This is a genomic window from Gordonia cholesterolivorans (assembly GCF_039531975.1).
Lineage (GTDB): Bacteria > Actinomycetota > Actinomycetes > Mycobacteriales > Mycobacteriaceae > Gordonia > Gordonia sihwensis.
Genome location: NZ_BAAARB010000008.1, coordinates 137,403 through 153,809 on the forward strand (window position 1 = coordinate 137,403; position 16,407 = coordinate 153,809).

A 16,407-nucleotide genomic window follows, 5' to 3' on the forward strand; every position below is an offset into this window, starting at 1 on the left:
TAGTGCGGGCCGCGGGCCGTCCCGACGAGGCGGGGTGCGACGCCGACGCGGCCGATGTGGAGAATTGAGGTCATGAACCAACCTGCGGCGCAGCGCGCCGGAGACCCGGCGCGCCGCCGCGGAGTCGGGCTGATCCCCGTTCTCATCGCGGTGGCGGTCGCCGCCTACCTGATCGACGTCCTCAGCAAGGTGCTGGTGGTTGCGAAGATGGAACCCGGTGAGACGGTGTCGGTGATCGGCGACTTCCTCACCTTTCACCTGGTCCGTAACAGCGGCGCGGCGTTCTCCATGGCCACCGGCTACACGTGGGTGCTGACCTTCGTCGCGCTGGCCGTCGTCGTGGTGATCGCGCGCTACGCCAAGCGGCTCGGTTCGCTGGGCTGGGTGATCGGCCTGGGCCTGGTGCTGGGCGGGGCGCTGGGCAATCTGACCGACCGGATGTTCCGCGATCCGGCGCCGCTGCGCGGCCATGTGGTCGACTTCATTCAGGTGGGGAGTTGGTGGCCCACCTTCAACATGGCCGATTCGGCGGTCGTCTGCGGTGCGGTTCTGTTGGTCGTGCTGACCCTGCTCGGTTACGACTACGACGGATCCCGCACCGGATGGGCGGCTCGGCACGGCAGTGAGAAGCACCCGGCGGAGTCGGGCGAGGACGAGGAGGACCACGATGCGTGACTCGCGGGCGATGCCGGTCCCCGACGGTCTCCACGGGATGCGCGTGGACGCGGGCGTGGCGCGCGTGCTCGGTCTCTCGCGCACGGTGGTCGCGACGCTCGCCGACGCCGGTGACATCACCGTCGACGGCGTCCCGGTGGGCAAGTCCCACAAGCTGGCGGCCGGATCGTGGCTCGACGTGCTTCTTCCCGAGCCGGAGCAGCCGCTCACGGTGGAGCCGACACCGGTCGAAGACCTCGAGGTGCTCTACCACGACTCCGACATCATCGTCGTCGACAAGCCCGCCGGCGTCGCGGCGCATCCGTCGCTCGGCTGGTCGGGGCCGACCGTCATCGGAGCGCTGGCGGCGGCCGGCTTCCGCATCTCCACCTCGGGTGCGCACGAGCGCCAGGGCATCGTGCACCGCCTCGACGCGGGTACCTCGGGGGTGATGGTGGTGGCCGCGTCCGAACGCGCGTACACGCTGATGAAGCGGGCGTTCAAGGAACGCACCGTCGAGAAGCGGTACCACGCGCTGGTGCAGGGGCACCTCGATCCGCCGTCCGGGACGATCGACGCGCCGATCGGTCGACATCCCGGGTCCGATTGGCGTTTCGCCGTCACCGCGGGCGGTCGTGAATCCGTGACGCATTACGACACCCTGGAGATGTTCGCGGCGGCGTCGTTGCTCGACGTTCATCTGGAGACCGGACGCACGCACCAGATCCGTGTGCACTTCTCGGCGATGCACCATCCGTGCTGCGGCGACCCGACCTACGGCGCCGATCCCCGGCTCGCGGGCCGGCTGGGGCTCGAACGGCAGTGGCTGCACGCCCGGATGCTGGCCTTCGCGCACCCCGCCGACGGTCGTCGCGTGGAGTTCACCTCGGAGTACCCGGCCGATCTGCAGCACGCCCTGGACGTTCTCCGGGAGCCGTGAGACGAGGAGGTGATCGGCCCTCGCGCGGGCCGCTCGTCTCATCCGTCACAGGTCCGCGTGCCACGGCGGAAGTGTCCGAGGTCTTCTCTACAGTGGAGTGGTCTCAAGTTGGTTCGATCGCCTCAAGGAGTCGCCGCGTGTCCGGGTCGTTCGTTCATCTTCACAATCACACCGAGTACTCGATGCTCGACGGTGCCGCGAAGATGTCCCCGTTGTTCGCCGAGGCCGAGCGCCTGGGCATGACGGCGATCGGGATGACCGACCACGGCAACATGTTCGGTGCGAGCGAGTTCTACAACACCGCGCGCAAGCACGGCATCAAGCCGATCATCGGCATCGAGGCGTACATCGCACCGGAGTCCCGTTTCAACACTAAGCGGATCCAGTGGGGCACGCGCGACCAGAAGTCCGACGACGTCTCCGGTTCGGGTGCGTACACGCATATGACGATGGTCGCCGAGAACGCCACCGGGCTGCGGAACCTCTTCAAACTGTCGTCGCTGGCGTCGATCGAGGGACAGCTCGGCAAGTGGGCGCGTATGGACGCCGAGATCATCGCCGAGCACGCCGAAGGGATCATCGCGACCACCGGCTGCCCGTCCGGTGAGGTGCAGACGCGGCTGCGGCTGGGCCACGAGGCCGAGGCTCTCGAGGCGGCGGGCAAGTGGCAGGAGATCTTCGGCAAGGAGAACTTCTACCTCGAGCTGATGGAGCACGGCCTCGAGATCGAGCAGCGGGTGCGGTCGGGGCTCCTCGACATCGGCCGCAAGCTCGGCATCAAGCCGCTGGTCACCAACGACTGTCACTACGTCACCCGCGATCACGCCAAGGCGCACGAGGCGCTGCTGTGCCTCCAGACGGGCAAGACGCTGTCGGACCCGACACGGTTCAAGTTCGACGGCGACGGCTACTACCTCAAGTCGGCGGAGGAGATGCGAGCGCTGTGGGACGACGTCGTCCCCGGCGGCTGCGATTCGACGCTCGAGATCGGCGAACGCGTGCAGTCGTACGAGGAGGTCTACGCGCACCACGACCGGATGCCGATCTTCCCGGTGCCGGACGGCTACACGCAGGAGACGTGGCTGGCGCGCGAAGTGATGGCCGGTCTGGACCGCCGGTTCGACGGCAATCCGCCCGCGGACTACATCTCGCGCGCCGAGTACGAACTGTCGGTCATCAACCAGATGGGTTTCCCGGCCTACTTCCTCGTCGTCGGCGACCTCATCCGGCACGCCCTGGAGGTCGGGATCCGCGTCGGGCCGGGACGAGGCAGCGCCGCGGGGTCGCTGGTGGCCTACGCGCTCGGCATCACGAACATCGATCCCATTCCGCACGGTCTGCTGTTCGAGCGGTTCCTCAACCCCGAGCGCGTGTCGATGCCCGACATCGACATCGACTTCGACGACCGTCGCCGCGGTGAGATGATCACCTACGCCTCCCAGAAGTGGGGCCACGACAAAGTGGCTCAGGTCATCACCTTCGGCACGATCAAGACCAAGGCCGCGATCAAGGACTCGGCCCGCGTCCAATTCGGTCAGCCGGGCTTCGCGATCGCAGACCGGATCACCAAGGCGCTCCCGCCGCCGATCATGGCCAAGGACATCCCGGTCTGGGGCATCACCGATCCCGAGCACGAGCGGTACTCGGAGGCCACCGAGGTCCGCACGCTGATCGAGACCGATCCGGACGTCAAGCGGATCTACGACACCGCCCTCGGCCTGGAGGGGCTGGTCCGCAACGCGGGCGTGCACGCCTGCGCGGTGATCATGTCGAGCGAACCGCTCACCGACGCGATCCCGGTCTGGAAGCGTGCGCAGGACGGCGCCATCATCACCGGTTGGGACTATCCCTCGTGCGAGGCCATCGGTCTGCTCAAGATGGACTTCCTCGGGCTGCGCAACCTGACCGTCATCGGTGACGCGATCGAGAACATCAAGACCAACCGCGGCATCGACCTCGATCTCGACAAGCTGCCGCTCGAGGATCCGAAGACCTACGAGCTGCTGGCGCGGGGCGACACGCTCGGCGTCTTCCAGCTCGACGGCGCGGCCATGCGCGAGCTGCTGAAGATGATGCAGCCCACCGGCTTCGAAGACATCGTCGCCGTGTTGGCGCTGTACCGCCCGGGGCCGATGGGTGTGAACGCGCACACCGACTACGCCAAGCGGAAGAACGGTCTGCAGGACGTCAAGCCGATCCATCCCGAGTTGGAGGAGCCGCTCAAGGAGATCCTGGCGGAGACCTACGGCCTGATCGTCTACCAGGAGCAGATCATGCAGATCGCTCAGAAGGTGGCGGGCTACTCGCTCGGACAGGCCGACCTGCTCCGTCGTGCGATGGGAAAGAAGAAGAAGGAGATCCTCGACGAGGCCTACGACGGTTTCGCGGAGGGGATGAAGAACAACGGCTTCTCACAGGGGGCGATCACCGCCCTGTGGGACACGGTTCTGCCGTTCGCCGGCTACGCCTTCAACAAATCGCACGCCGCCGGCTACGGGCTGGTCTCGTTCTGGACCGCCTATCTCAAGGCCAACTACCCGGCCGAGTACATGGCGGGGCTGCTGACGTCGGTCGGCGACGACAAGGACAAAGCGGCGATCTACCTCGCGGACTGTCGCAAGATGGGCATCACGGTGCTGCCACCCGACGTCAACGAGTCGCGTGCCGACTTCGCCGCGGTGGGGGAGGACATCCGATTCGGTCTGGCCGCGATCCGCAACGTCGGGTCCGGAGTGGTCTCCTCGATCATCTCGGCGCGCGAGGAGAAGGGCACCTACACGAGCTTCTCGGACTACTTGGGCAAGATCGACGTGCAGGCGTGCAGCAAGAAGGTCACCGAGTCGCTGATCAAAGCCGGCGGTTTCGATTCGCTCGGTCACGACCGCAAGGGCCTGTTCCTCGTTCACTCCGAAGCGATCGACGCCGTGCTGTCGACCAAGAAGGCCGAAGCGGTCGGCCAGTTCGACCTCTTCGGCGGTGTCGGAGACGACGACGGCGGTGCCTCGGACGTGTTCGCGGTCAAGGTGCCGGAGGACGAGTGGGAGACCAAGCACAAGCTCGCTCTCGAACGAGACATGCTGGGCCTGTACGTGTCCGGCCACCCACTGGCAGGACTGGAGCACGCGATCGCGGCGCAGACCGACACCTCGATCACCGCGCTCCTCGAAGGGTCGGTGGCCGACGGCGCGCAGATCACCATCGGCGGCATCATCTCCTCGGTGACCCGACGGGTGAACAAGAAGGGCGAGCCGTGGGCGGCGGTCCAGCTCGAGGACATGGTGGGCGGCGTCGAGGTGTACTTCTTCCCGCGCGCGTACGTCGCGTACGGGATGGACCTGGTGCCCGACAACATCGTCCTGGTCAAGGCCCGTGTCAACAAGCGTGACGATTCGACGATGATCAGCGCCAACGACCTCGCGGTTCCGGACCTGTCAGCGGTCGGCACCACCAAGCCGCTGAATCTCACGCTGTCGGCCCGCGTCTGCACGCCCGACCGGGTCAGCGCGCTCAAACAGATCCTCGTGCGTCATCCGGGGACCTCCGACGTTCATGTGACGCTGGTCAGCGACCGGAAGCAGACGCAGTTGCGGTTGATGGACTCACTGCGCGTGGCGCCGTCGTCGGCCCTGATGGGGGATTTGAAGGCACTCCTGGGCCCGAGCTGTCTGACCTGAGAAGGGCAGGCACGAGGCCGAGATTCGGTTCACCGAATCTCAACTCGTCGACTGAGCTACACTGTGGATATGACCACGCTGATCCGACAGGCACCTCAGCCCGCAACTGTGCATCGCGCCGTGCAGGTTCCGGTGTTCGGGGTGCCGTGGCCGCTGTACAAGCTGGCCGCTGTGGTCGCCGGCGTGGTCGTCGCCGCGCTCGTGTTCACCTTCACCGGCTCCGGGACGGCGTCAATGTGGGCCAGTGCAGTCGCGGTGATCACGGTGTGGTGGGGCGGCTATGTGCTGCTTCGTGAACGGTGGGACGATGGAGAGCGTGACTTCATCGCCGAACACCACTCCCGCCGCTGATTCGACCCTCACCCCGGCGAGCATTGAGGCTGCGGCACGTCGTCTGGACGGCGTCGTACGCCGGACACCGCTGGAGGACTGCCCCCGCCTGAGTGACGCCACCGGTGCGCGAGTGCATCTCAAGCGCGAGGATCTGCAGACCGTCCGCTCCTACAAGATCCGCGGCGCCTACAACGTCATGGCGCAGCTGAGCGCAGATGAACTGGCCGCAGGCGTCGTCGCGGCGAGCGCGGGCAATCACGCACAGGGCGTCGCGTTCGCGTGCGCCACCATGCAGGTCAAGGGTCGGATCTACGTACCGACGACCACTCCCAAGCAGAAGTGCGACCGGATTCTGTGGCATGGCCGAGGGTTCGTCGAGCTCATTCCGGTCGGTGAGACCTACGACGCCGCGGCGGCCGCGGCCCAGAGCGACGTGATCCGCACGGGCGCCACGTGGATCCATGCCTTCGACGACCCGCGCACGGCGGCCGGGCAGGGCACGATCGGCAAGGAGATCCTCGAGCAGCTCGGAGCCGATCCCGACGTCGTCGTGTTGCCGGTCGGCGGTGCGGGCTGCATGGCCGGAATCGTCACCTACCTGCGTGCGGCGTGCCCCGGCGTCGCGATCGTCGGCGTGGAGCCGCACGGTGCCGTGTCGCTCGCGGCCGCGCTGGTCAACGGTGCACCGTACACGCTGCCGACCGTCGACTCCTTCGTCGACGGTGCGGCAGTGCAGCGCATCGGCGGCCTGGGGCACGGCGTGATGGCGGCCGCCGGGGCCCGGGTGGTGAACCACCCCGTGCTCGCCGACGTCACCTCGCACCCGCGGGTGCCGGTGATCGAGGCCTCGGAGATCGACCTCGCGCCGGGCAGCGTCACCATCACGAATGTGAGCGAGGGGGCGATCTGCTCGACCATGCTCGAGCTGTACCAGAACGAGGGGATCATCGCCGAGCCCGCGGGCGCGCTCGCGGCGACCGCGGTGCGCGAACTCGATCTTCCCGCCGGTGCCACCGTGGTCGCACTCGTCTCGGGCGGCAACAACGACGTCTCCCGCTACGGCGAGATCATCGAGCGGTCGTTGGTGCACCGCGGTCTCAAGCACTACTTCCTGGTGAACTTCCCGCAGGAGCCGGGCGCGCTGCGCCGCTTCCTCGACGACGTCCTCGGTCCCGACGACGACATCACTCTGTTCGAGTACGTCAAGCGGAACAACCGCGAGACCGGGGCCGCGTTGGTCGGCGTGGAACTCGGCGACCCGTCGGATCTGTCCGGGTTGCAGGACCGGATGAAGCGCTCCCGTCTGGACGTCGAACAACTCGAGCCGGACACTCCGGCGTACCGCTACCTGACGTAGGCGGACCCAGCGCGACGGCGGTCGCTCCCGGTAACGACGGGGGCGGCCGCCGTCCTCGTCTCGACCACCCGATCACCTGGTTACCGGCGTCGTGGGAGGGTCACCTGCCTATTTCCTACATAGGTGAAGTTATGTGTGGCGCCTGGCACACTTTCCCGAAATCGCTGTGTATATTACGACCGAACACCCCCTCGGGGGTGGGGCCGGCGGGGGGCGCGGCGACTGTCGACTCCCCACCGCACCCGCGGAGGCGAAGAGGGCGAAGGCAGGGGATTGAGCACAGACACGGTGGACGCGCACCCACGTGCTGCTGCGCGTCGTTGGTCCGACAGCGGCGCCCGCAAATGGTTCGACGAGCACATCAAGAAGTCCTTCGAGACCTTCGGCCGTCAGCTCGCGATGTTCGTCGAAGTGTTCAAGGTCCTCATCGAAGACATCGTCAAGAAGCGCTTCCCCTTCGGCGAGTTCATCCGGCAGTGCGCGTTCATGGCCTCCACGTCGGTCTTCCCGACGCTGCTCGTGGCGATCCCGATCGGCGTCATCGTCTCGATCCAGGTCTCGAACATCGCCGGCCAGATCGGCGCCACGTCGTTCTCCGGCGCCGCGACCGGCCTCGGCGTCATCCGGCAGGGCGCGCCGCTGGTGACTTCGCTGCTGCTGGCGGGTGCGGTCGGCTCGGCCATCGCCGCCGACCTCGGCTCGCGCACGATCCGCGAGGAGATCGACGCCATGCGGGTGATGGGAGTCAACCCGATCCAGCGTCTGATCTCGCCCCGGCTGCTCGCCACGATGGTGGTCTCGTTCCTGCTCTGCGGCTTCGTCTGCTTCGTCGGCTTCATCACCGGCTACCTGTTCAACGTCTACTTCCAGGGCGGGACGCCCGGCAGCTACACGGGGACGTTCGCTTCCTTCGCCGGCGTGCCCGATCTGTTGTTCGCCCTGGTGAAAGCCGTGATCTTCGGCGCCATCGTGGCGATCGTCGCCTGCGACCGCGGCCTCACCACCAGCGGCGGCCCGGCCGGTGTCGCGAACTCGGTGAATGCGGCGGTCGTCAACTCGGTGATCCTGCTGTTCACCGTCAACGTGGTGCTCACCCAGGTGTTCGCACTCGTCGTGCCGGCGAAGGTGGTGTGAGATGGCCGCGTCACGCTACGTACCGCCGCTGCTCAAACCGCTCGGCTGGCTGCGGAAGCTGTGGGAGGCGCCGCGCGACGGCATCGTCGCGATGGGGCACCTGATCACCTTCCTCGTGAAGTCGATCGGACTGGCGCCCATCACCTTCACGCACTACCGGAAAGAGGTCTGGCGACTGCTCTCCGACGTGGCGTGGGGCAACGGCGCGATCGTCGTCGGCGGCGGAACCGTCGGCGTCATGGTGATCCTCGGTGTGATGGGCGGCGCGACCGTCGGCATCGAGGGCTACACGGCGCTCAACCTGCTCGGCATGTCGCCGATCACCGGCGGACTCTCGGCGTTCGCGACCACCCGTGAGATCGCTCCGCTGCTGGCCGCGACGGCGTTCACCGCACAGTCGGGCTGCCGGTTCACGGCGCAGCTCGGGTCGATGCGGATCAGCGAGGAGATCGACGCGCTCGAATCGATCGCGATCCGGCCGCTGCCTTATCTGGTGACGACCCGGATGGCCGCGGCGGTCCTGTCGATCATCCCGCTGTACGCGATCTCGCTGGCCGCCAACTACATCGCCTGCCAGTTCATGTTCCAGATCCAGTCGGGACAGGGATCGGGCACCTACCTGCACTACTTCGACGAATTCATCCTGTCGCGCGATGTGGTCTTCTCGTTCCTCAAAGTCATAGTCTTCGTCCTGCTCACGACCTTCATCCAGTGCTACTACGGATACTTCGCGTCGGGCGGTCCGGAAGGCGTGGGCGTCGCGGCCGGGCATGCGATCCGGCTGTCGATCATCACGATCGTCTTCGCGAACCTGATCCTCACGCTGGTGTTCTGGGGCACCTCGGCCGGCATCAAGATATCGGGGTGACGGATGCGAATCGATACTGGTGGGCGCGATCCGTCGCTCAAGACGTACTTCCTGCGGGGGCTGGCGTTCCTCGCCGTGGCGGTGGTCGTGTTCGCACTGCTGCTGGCCCGGTACGAGGGCAAGTTCGACGACCGCACCGAGGTCACCGCGGAGCTGACCGACGTCGGCGACGGACTGGTTCCCGGCGCCGACGTCCGCTACAACGGCTTCATCGTGGGGTCGGTCGATTCGATCACCCTGGTCGGCAGCGGTGACAACCCGACGAAGGACGTCGCGTTGATCCTGAACCCGGACCAGGCGTCCGGCATCCCGGCGAACACCACCGCGCGCACCGTTCCGTCGAACCTCTTCGGCGTGAACTCGGTGGAGCTGATCGCGCCGGCGAATCCCGCCTCGGAGTCGATCAGCGGCGGCGACGTGGTGAAGGCCGACACCTCCGAGCCGACCATCCGGCTGCAGGACGCGCAGAACGAGCTCCGCTCGCTGCTGCGGAGTGTCCCGCCCGAAGATCTCGGCATGGTGCTCGGCACCATCGCCGACGCGCTGCAGGGCGGCGGCGCAACCTTCTCCACCTTCGTCGGTGTTCTCGACACCTACTGGAAGACCATCAACGCGCAGTTCCCGCCGGGCGCACCGTCCGGTTTCGAGAACTTCGACCGGGCGATCCGCGGTCTGGCGCAGTCGACCCCGCAACTGCTCGACGCGCTCGGCAAGTCGGTGGTTCCGGCGATGACGATCGCGCAGAACGCCGACCAGCTGACCGCACTGCTGTCGGCCGGCCAGGGGATGCTCGACCAAGTGCACACCCTCTTCGCCAAGAACGGCGACGGCGGCAAGCGGATCGTGCGTGATCTGAACACGATGCTCGGAGCGATCACGCTGGAACCGAACTCACTGCCCGAGGCGCTGCAGCAGCTCTACGTCCTGGCGGGCAGGGTGCTCGGAGTCTTCACCGGCGTGAACGGCCACGTTCAGCTGAACCTCGGCGTCAGCTTCAGTGCGTTCGCGCAGTACACGCGCCAGAACTGCCCGGTTTACGACGGCGGCCCCTACGGGACGGCCCGTGGGCCGGGATGCGTCGGCCCCGGGACCGGCACGGGCCCGACCATGTCGGGACCGTTGACGGTGTACCCGCCGGGAATGAAGCGGGCCGCCGCCCAGAAGCCGGTCAGTGCTGTGACGACCGGAAAGGACGAGAAGACGCTCAAGGGCGCGCTCGGACGGAAGCCGACCTCGGCCGACAGCCTCATGCTCGGCCCGCTGGTCTCGGCCGTGACACCGCAGGAGGGAGGCCGGTGAGCGCCGCTAAATCGACCATCCGCAAGCCGCTGATCGGATTCACCCTGTTCGCGATCGTCGCGCTGGCGATGACGTATCTGATCTGGTCCACGCTCGAGCGCTCGGTGAGCGGGCCGACCAGCGGGTACACGACCACGTTCAACGACGCGTCCGGGCTCGCGGAGGGCGACGACGTCAGAATGGCGGGCGTGCGCGTCGGGCGCGTGGAGAGCATCGACCTCGACGACGGCAGGGCCCTCGTCAGGTTCGAGGTCCAGCACGATCAGAAGGTGTACGCGAACACCCGGGCCGCGATCCGTTACCAGAACCTGATCGGTCAGCGGTACCTGGCGCTTTCGCTGGACGGTCCGACACCGCAGGCTCAGCTGAGCGAGGGCTCGGCGCTGCGTCTGCCGGGCGAGGACTCGTTCGACGTCACCAAACTCCTCGCCGGATTCCAGCCGGTCTTCGACACGCTGACACCCGAACAGGTCAACACGCTGTCGGAGAGCCTGATCCAGGCCTTCCAGGGCGACGAGGTGTCTCTCTCTCGCACGATCGCCGAGATCGGGCAGGTGGCGAGCGACATGGCCGACCGCGACCAGGTGCTCGGCGCGATCATCACGAACATGGGGGTGGTGATGCGCGAACTGGCCTCACAGGGCGACCAGGTGCAGACCCTCCTCGACAGCACCGGAAAGCTGATCGAGGGTCTCAACGGCAACTCTCAGCAGTTCGGCAAGGCGATCGATCAGCTCGGCCAGACCACCACCGGTTTCGCCCAGGTGTTCGCGCAGAACCGCGCGACCCTCAAGTCGGCCGGCACCGCCGCCGACGACGCCACCGGCAAACTGATCGCCAACGGCGCCAAGATGGACCGGCTCGCGGTCGAGCTGCCGATCTTCCTCGGACACTTCCCGAATGTGATGATGCAGGGCAACTACTTGAACATCTACGCGTGTGACCTCGACATCTCCATCGGCGACGTCCTGTTCCCGCCCGGCCTGATCAACAAGATCGGTGGCACCAACCACTCGGTGGTGTGCCGATGAAGAAGCGTCTCGCCCGGTCGTTCCACGGCAACCGCCGGCTGTGGTACGGGATCCTCGGTGTCGTCGTCATCGCGATCGTCCTGGTCGCCGTGGTCGGGCTGAGTTCGGCCGGACTCGGTAAGCGGACGTACACCGCAGACTTCGAACAGGCGGGCGGAATCCGTCCCGGTGACAAAGTCCGCGTGGCGGGCATCGACGTCGGCGAAGTGTCGAAGACCGAACTGGCCGGAGACCACGTCGAGGTCGCCATGAAGGTCGACAAGGACGTCGAGGTCAAGGACGACGGCTCCGCCGAGATCAAGATGTCGACGCTGTTGGGGCAGCGGTACGTCGACATCGTGCTCGGGCAAAGCGACAAGGCGACGCCGAACGACCGGATCCAGCACACGTACGTGCCCTACGACCTCCAGCAGACCCTGGCCAAGGGCACCCCGGTGCTTGCGGGCATCGAACCGAATGACCTCACCAACAGCATCCGCACGCTGAGCACGCAGCTGGCGGGTGCGCCCGCGATCATGGGACCCACACTCGATGCGCTGACCCGGATGTCGAACGTGCTCAACAATCGGCACGATCAGATCAACCAGCTGCTCAAAGACACCGATGCGGTCACCAAGCAGGTCGTCGACAGTCAGTTCGCGCTGTCGATCATCGTCGGCCAGGGCGCCCAACTGGCGAACAAGATCGTGGCTCGCGAACAACTCGTGACCCGGATGCTCGACGGCGTGGCCGCCCTCACCGATCAGGCGTCGGCGGTGGCCGCGGAGAACGGCGACCAGTTCGCACCGGTGATGGCGAACCTCAACACGATTGCGAACGGACTCGAGAAGAACCGCGACAACCTGCGCAAGCTGCTTGACGTCCTGCCGGTCACCGCCCGGTTGACCACGAATCTCACCGGTGACGGGCCCTATGCGAACGGCTACCTGCCGTGGGGCCTGTTCCCCGACAACTGGCTCTGCGCGGCGCGGGTGGTGGACGGATGCTGAGGATGTCCCGGATCAAGAGCGCGATGGCCGCGGTGGCGCTGGTCGCGGTGACGGCGACGACCGTCAGCGGCTGCTCGCTGATGCCCGCCACCTGGACCGCGGCGCTGGGCCAGGCCAACACCGTCACAGCCTATTTCGACGACGTGTCGGGAATCTTCACCGGCAACGACGTCGCGGTTCTCGGAATGCCGGTCGGTCGCATCACCTCCGTGGAGCCCCAGGGCACTCGGGTGAAGGTCACGATGACCGTCGACAACAGCGTCGACGTGCCCGCCGATGTGACGGCGGCGATCGTCAACACCTCGATCGTGACCACGCGGCACATCGAGCTGTCGCCCACCTACACCAAGGGACCCAAGCTCGGCGACGGCGACGTGATCCGCCACACCGAGGCGCCGGTGGAGATCGGCACGCTGTTCGATTCGATCGACAAGATCGTCAAGGCCATGTCGGGAGACCGGCCCGGCGAGGGGCCGATCGCCGACTTCGTCGACGTGACTTCGGGAATCGCCTCCGGCAACGGCGAGAAGCTGCGGCAGGCGCTCGATGCGCTCTCGAAGGCGGGCAAGCTCGGCGCGGACAACGGTGACGCATTGATGTCGATCATCAAGTCGCTGAGCACGCTCACCACGGCGCTCACCGACAACTATCCGAAGATGCAGCAGTTCTCGTCGTCGATGACGCAGGTCTCGGACATGCTGGGCGACCAGTCGGTCGGCCTCGTCGCGTCGCTGCACGACCTGAACAAGACCCTGCAGAACACCTCCGAGTTCCTCGCCGCCAACTCGGGTGCGATCAGCGGTGCGACCGGCAGGATGGCGTCGCTGGCGGCCAATCTGTCGGACTTCTCCCGCGAGGTGGTGGAGACGATCGATGTGGCGCCCCTGCTGTTCCAGAACCTCTCGAACTCGATCTCGGCCGAACAGGGTGCGTGGCGGACCTCGGTCTTCCTTGACAAGTCGCTGCTCGACAACCAGATGCTCAACAAGTTCTGCAATGCGATCAACCTGAACCAGAAGGGCTGCGACACCGGTCAGCTGAAGGACTTCGGCCCCGACCTGGGCATCTATTCCGGACTGTTGGAGCTGAGCAAGAAATGACCAGGATTCGCAAGGCCGGTCTCGCGGCGGTCTCACTCGTCACCACGGTCAGCCTCACCGCATGCGGCGCCGTCCCCGGCGTCACGGTGGAGCAGATCCCGCTGCCCGCCCCGGGCGGGATCAGCGACTCGATCACCGTCCACACCTCGTTCGAGAACGCACTCAACCTGCCGAACAAGGCCAAGGTCCGTCTCGGCGGCCTGGATGTGGGCGAGGTGGAGTCCATCGTCGCGAAGAACTACCGCGCCGAGGTCACGATGAAGGTGGCGAAGGACACCGAACTGCCGATCGGCACCGGAGCCGAACTGCGTCAGGCGACACCGCTCGGCGACGTCTTCGTCGCGCTGCAGCCGCCGGCGGACACCTCGAAGGGGATGGTGCGCGACGGCGGCACCCTGGCCGGCCCCACCTCGGCGGCGGCGACGGTGGAGGACCTGCTCGTGAGTCTGACGGGTCTGGTCGACTCGGGTTCGGTGAGCTCCCTGCAGCGGATCTTCACCGAGCTCAGCACCGCCATCGGCGGCAATGCTCCCGAACTGCACGGCGCCATCGAGGGATTCACGACCGCGATCGACAAGTTCAACAAGAACTCGGCGGCGGTCGACCAATCGATGGCCGTCACAGCGCGGTGGTCGAAGGAACTGGCGAACGGCCGCAACCAGATCGCCGCCGCGATCAACAAGCTCCCCGCGGCGATCAACACGGTCAACGACCAACTCGGCATGATCCTGACGACCCTCGACAAGACGAACAAGGTGACCGCCGCGACCAACGATTTCCTGAACACCGAGCAGGCCGACTTCGGCGAGATGCTCGGCCACCTCAACACCACGCTGGTGGCGCTGGAGAATGCGGCGCCGATCTTCGGGCCGCTCGCCGACCGCATGGCCGAGCTGAACCCGAAGTGGGTCAAGTCGACGTCCGGAAGTGCGGCGGCGGTCTCGGCCAAGGTGTACTGGCTGACGCCGGGCGCCGGATTCGATTCGGCGTCGCGGTTGCCCGAAGGCGCGGACGTCACCAACGGCATGCACAGTCTGGAACAGACACTCGCCCGCATCATCGCTCGTCTCACCGGAACGAAGGGATGCTGCTCATGATGCGATGGCTGCGCAAACGCAAGATCATGATCGGCAACCTGGGGCTGGTCGTGGTGATGCTGGTGGGTCTGGCGTTCCTCGCCTTCAACAGTCTCAGTTGGCGTCCGTGGCAGAGCACGTATCAGGTCATGGTGCATTTCCCGGTCTCCGGCGGCCTGCAGGACACCAGCAAGGTGATGCTGCGCGGCGCCCAGATCGGCGAGGTCCGTTCCATTCAGGTCACGCCCAAGAGCGTCGACGTGACTCTCGATCTGCGCGACGACTACAAGATCAACAAGGGAGCGACGTTCTCCGCACTCGGCCTGTCGGCAGCGGGCGAGCAGTACGTGAACATCACCCCGACCACCGATGACGGCCCGTACCTGCAGGACGGAGATGTGATCCAGGTGGGCCAGACGCACGTGACGGCGGCCTTCCCGGGGATGCTGCAGTCGACGCTCGACGTCATCAGCCAGATCGATGCGCCGAAACTCACCGCGACGCTCAAGGAACTCGAGATCGCACTCAACGACCGCGGGCCCAACCAGCTCAAGTCGGTCTTCAACTCCGGAGGCGTGATCTTCGCCGATCTGGCGAAGGTGCTGCCGGAGACCACCACCCTGATCAAGAACTCCGGAACGATCCTCAAGACCACGGCGCAGGTCCAACCGGATCTCGGACGCCTCGCCGGCGGGCTCGACTCGCTCTTCGACGCGACGGTCGCGGCCGACAAGGAACTGCGGACGCTCCTGGGGAACGGACCGGAACAGTTCACGAGCCTCGCCGGATCGCTGGCGACGATCACCGATCCGCTCAGCGACGTTCTGACCCAGTTCCTCGACGTCGCGCGACAGGGTGCACTGCGCGCGCCGGCGCTGGCGACCCTGTTCCCCGCGATCCGGGACGGGTCCATTCAGGCACAGAAGATGTTCCACGACGGCGCCTGGTGGGCGCTGGCATCGGTGTATCCGCGGCCGTCGTGCAACTACCAGATCGCTCCGGTGCGTCCGACCAAGATCCTCGAACTCACCGTGCCGAAGAATCTGTACTGTGTCACCGAGGATCCGACCATGCAGGTCCGCGGGGCGGCGAACGCACCGCGACCGAAGGGCGACGACACGGCGGGTCCGCCTCCGGACTACGATCCGAACGCCCGCACGGTACCGCTCGACAAGTGATGAAGGATTTATGAGTTCAGACGACTCGAAAGACATCTCGGACGCCCGGCCCGACGACGCAGATGCCGACGACACCGCCGTTGCCATGGACGCCTCGGAGTCCGGCAATGCGGCCAAGCGCGCCGAGCGGAAGGCGGGCAGGGAGAAGGCCGACAGCGTCTCGGTGACGATCTCGATGCGCCGGGTGAAGCAGGCGATCGTCGGACTGCTCGTCGTCGCCGTGATCGCCGTGATCGCGGTCGGCGGATGGCAGTTGTACGAGAAGGACCAGAAACTCGCGGCGTTCGACGACAGCAAGGCCGCCGCGTCGAACTTCGTCGGCACGTACTTCCAGGCGATGAGCGGTCCCAATGCGGACGCCAAGTCGCTGCGCGACGCGGTGGGCCCGCTCAGCACCGGTGAGTTCAAGAAGCGACTGGACTCGGACGCGGTCGTCAGCACCGAGTTCATGAAGGAGAACAAGGTCGAGAACATCAAGACCACGGTGACCTCCTCGATGGTCGAGTCCTTCAGTGCCGATCAGGCGACGGTGGTCCTCGGTGTGGACGTGACGGGCACCAGCGCCATCAGCACCACCGGAGGCAAGAATGCGATCCTGCTCCAGCTGAACATGAAGAAGGTCGACGGCGACTGGCTCGTGAGCGCGATCGAGGCAGGTCCCGGAGTCACCGTCGGCTCTCAGCAGGCGCAGCAGCAGATCCCGACACCCGCCCCGACGCAGACGCCCGCGCCGGTCCCCGGCGGATAGCCACCCGGATAGCCGTCCCGCGGCGG

At 66.4% G+C, this 16,407-nt stretch carries 14 protein-coding genes; all 14 read left to right on the plus strand.

The window, feature by feature from the left end:
* Positions 1-72: 72 nt before the first annotated feature.
* The 14 genes from lspA (at position 73) to ABFX36_RS09760 (ending at position 16,381) form a co-directional block, all read left to right on the plus strand.
* On the plus strand, positions 73-675 hold the full coding sequence (lspA, locus tag ABFX36_RS09695) for a signal peptidase II (RefSeq protein WP_006895346.1): 603 nt from the start codon (positions 73-75) through the stop codon (positions 673-675).
* Positions 668-1,594 carry an RluA family pseudouridine synthase gene (locus ABFX36_RS09700; protein WP_006895347.1) on the plus strand — a complete coding sequence of 309 codons (927 nt, stop codon included), beginning with the start codon at positions 668-670 and terminating at the stop codon, positions 1,592-1,594. The genes lspA and ABFX36_RS09700 overlap by 8 nt, the downstream gene beginning before the upstream one ends.
* Before the next feature lie 137 nt (positions 1,595-1,731).
* Entirely contained in the window at positions 1,732-5,268 is a 3,537-nt protein-coding gene (gene dnaE / locus ABFX36_RS09705; RefSeq protein WP_006895348.1) for a DNA polymerase III subunit alpha, read from the plus strand.
* Between the two features lie 69 nt (positions 5,269-5,337).
* Positions 5,338-5,619 carry a hypothetical protein gene (locus ABFX36_RS09710; RefSeq protein ID WP_039866952.1) on the plus strand — a complete coding sequence of 94 codons (282 nt, stop codon included), beginning with the start codon at positions 5,338-5,340 and terminating at the stop codon, positions 5,617-5,619.
* Complete coding sequence (gene ilvA, locus ABFX36_RS09715) at positions 5,576-6,958, plus strand: threonine ammonia-lyase IlvA (protein ID WP_006895349.1); 1,383 nt, start codon at positions 5,576-5,578, stop codon at positions 6,956-6,958. Before ABFX36_RS09710 ends, ilvA begins: the two co-directional genes overlap by 44 nt.
* A 288-nt stretch (positions 6,959-7,246) precedes the next feature.
* On the plus strand, positions 7,247-8,092 hold the full coding sequence (locus ABFX36_RS09720; RefSeq protein WP_006895350.1) for an MlaE family ABC transporter permease: 846 nt from the start codon (positions 7,247-7,249) through the stop codon (positions 8,090-8,092).
* A gap of 1 nt (position 8,093) precedes the next feature.
* Entirely contained in the window at positions 8,094-8,960 is an 867-nt protein-coding gene (locus ABFX36_RS09725; RefSeq protein WP_006895351.1) for an ABC transporter permease, read from the plus strand.
* 3 nt (positions 8,961-8,963) lie between these two features.
* Positions 8,964-10,259 (plus strand): MlaD family protein, encoded by a 1,296-nt coding sequence (locus ABFX36_RS09730; protein ID WP_006895352.1) that lies wholly within the window; start codon positions 8,964-8,966, stop codon positions 10,257-10,259.
* Positions 10,256-11,290: an MlaD family protein gene (locus tag ABFX36_RS09735; RefSeq protein ID WP_006895353.1), complete on the plus strand. Its 1,035-nt coding sequence runs from the start codon at positions 10,256-10,258 to the stop codon at positions 11,288-11,290. Before ABFX36_RS09730 ends, ABFX36_RS09735 begins: the two co-directional genes overlap by 4 nt.
* Positions 11,287-12,279 carry an MCE family protein gene (locus tag ABFX36_RS09740; protein WP_006895354.1) on the plus strand — a complete coding sequence of 331 codons (993 nt, stop codon included), beginning with the start codon at positions 11,287-11,289 and terminating at the stop codon, positions 12,277-12,279. The genes ABFX36_RS09735 and ABFX36_RS09740 overlap by 4 nt, the downstream gene beginning before the upstream one ends.
* A complete protein-coding gene (locus ABFX36_RS09745) occupies positions 12,273-13,379 on the plus strand; it encodes an MCE family protein (protein WP_039866954.1) in 1,107 nt (368 codons plus the stop codon). The genes ABFX36_RS09740 and ABFX36_RS09745 overlap by 7 nt, the downstream gene beginning before the upstream one ends.
* On the plus strand, positions 13,376-14,476 hold the full coding sequence (locus tag ABFX36_RS09750) for an MlaD family protein (protein WP_006895356.1): 1,101 nt from the start codon (positions 13,376-13,378) through the stop codon (positions 14,474-14,476). The genes ABFX36_RS09745 and ABFX36_RS09750 overlap by 4 nt, the downstream gene beginning before the upstream one ends.
* A complete protein-coding gene (locus tag ABFX36_RS09755) occupies positions 14,464-15,633 on the plus strand; it encodes an MlaD family protein (protein WP_039866956.1) in 1,170 nt (389 codons plus the stop codon). Before ABFX36_RS09750 ends, ABFX36_RS09755 begins: the two co-directional genes overlap by 13 nt.
* Before the next feature lie 10 nt (positions 15,634-15,643).
* On the plus strand, positions 15,644-16,381 hold the full coding sequence (locus ABFX36_RS09760; RefSeq protein WP_039866959.1) for a hypothetical protein: 738 nt from the start codon (positions 15,644-15,646) through the stop codon (positions 16,379-16,381).
* Positions 16,382-16,407: the final 26 nt, after the last annotated feature.

Coding starts and splice junctions, on each gene's coding strand:
- ABFX36_RS09700 (WP_006895347.1), top strand. CDS start 668: ATGCGTGACTCGCGGGCGATGCCGGTCCCCGACGGTCTCCACGGGATG.
- ABFX36_RS09730 (WP_006895352.1), top strand. CDS start 8,964: ATGCGAATCGATACTGGTGGGCGCGATCCGTCGCTCAAGACGTACTTC.
- ilvA (WP_006895349.1), top strand. CDS start 5,576: ATGGAGAGCGTGACTTCATCGCCGAACACCACTCCCGCCGCTGATTCG.
- ABFX36_RS09710 (WP_039866952.1), top strand. CDS start 5,338: ATGACCACGCTGATCCGACAGGCACCTCAGCCCGCAACTGTGCATCGC.
- ABFX36_RS09740 (WP_006895354.1), top strand. CDS start 11,287: ATGAAGAAGCGTCTCGCCCGGTCGTTCCACGGCAACCGCCGGCTGTGG.
- ABFX36_RS09755 (WP_039866956.1), top strand. CDS start 14,464: ATGCTGCTCATGATGCGATGGCTGCGCAAACGCAAGATCATGATCGGC.
- ABFX36_RS09745 (WP_039866954.1), top strand. CDS start 12,273: ATGCTGAGGATGTCCCGGATCAAGAGCGCGATGGCCGCGGTGGCGCTG.
- ABFX36_RS09750 (WP_006895356.1), top strand. CDS start 13,376: ATGACCAGGATTCGCAAGGCCGGTCTCGCGGCGGTCTCACTCGTCACC.
- lspA (WP_006895346.1), top strand. CDS start 73: ATGAACCAACCTGCGGCGCAGCGCGCCGGAGACCCGGCGCGCCGCCGC.
- ABFX36_RS09725 (WP_006895351.1), top strand. CDS start 8,094: ATGGCCGCGTCACGCTACGTACCGCCGCTGCTCAAACCGCTCGGCTGG.
- ABFX36_RS09760 (WP_039866959.1), top strand. CDS start 15,644: ATGAGTTCAGACGACTCGAAAGACATCTCGGACGCCCGGCCCGACGAC.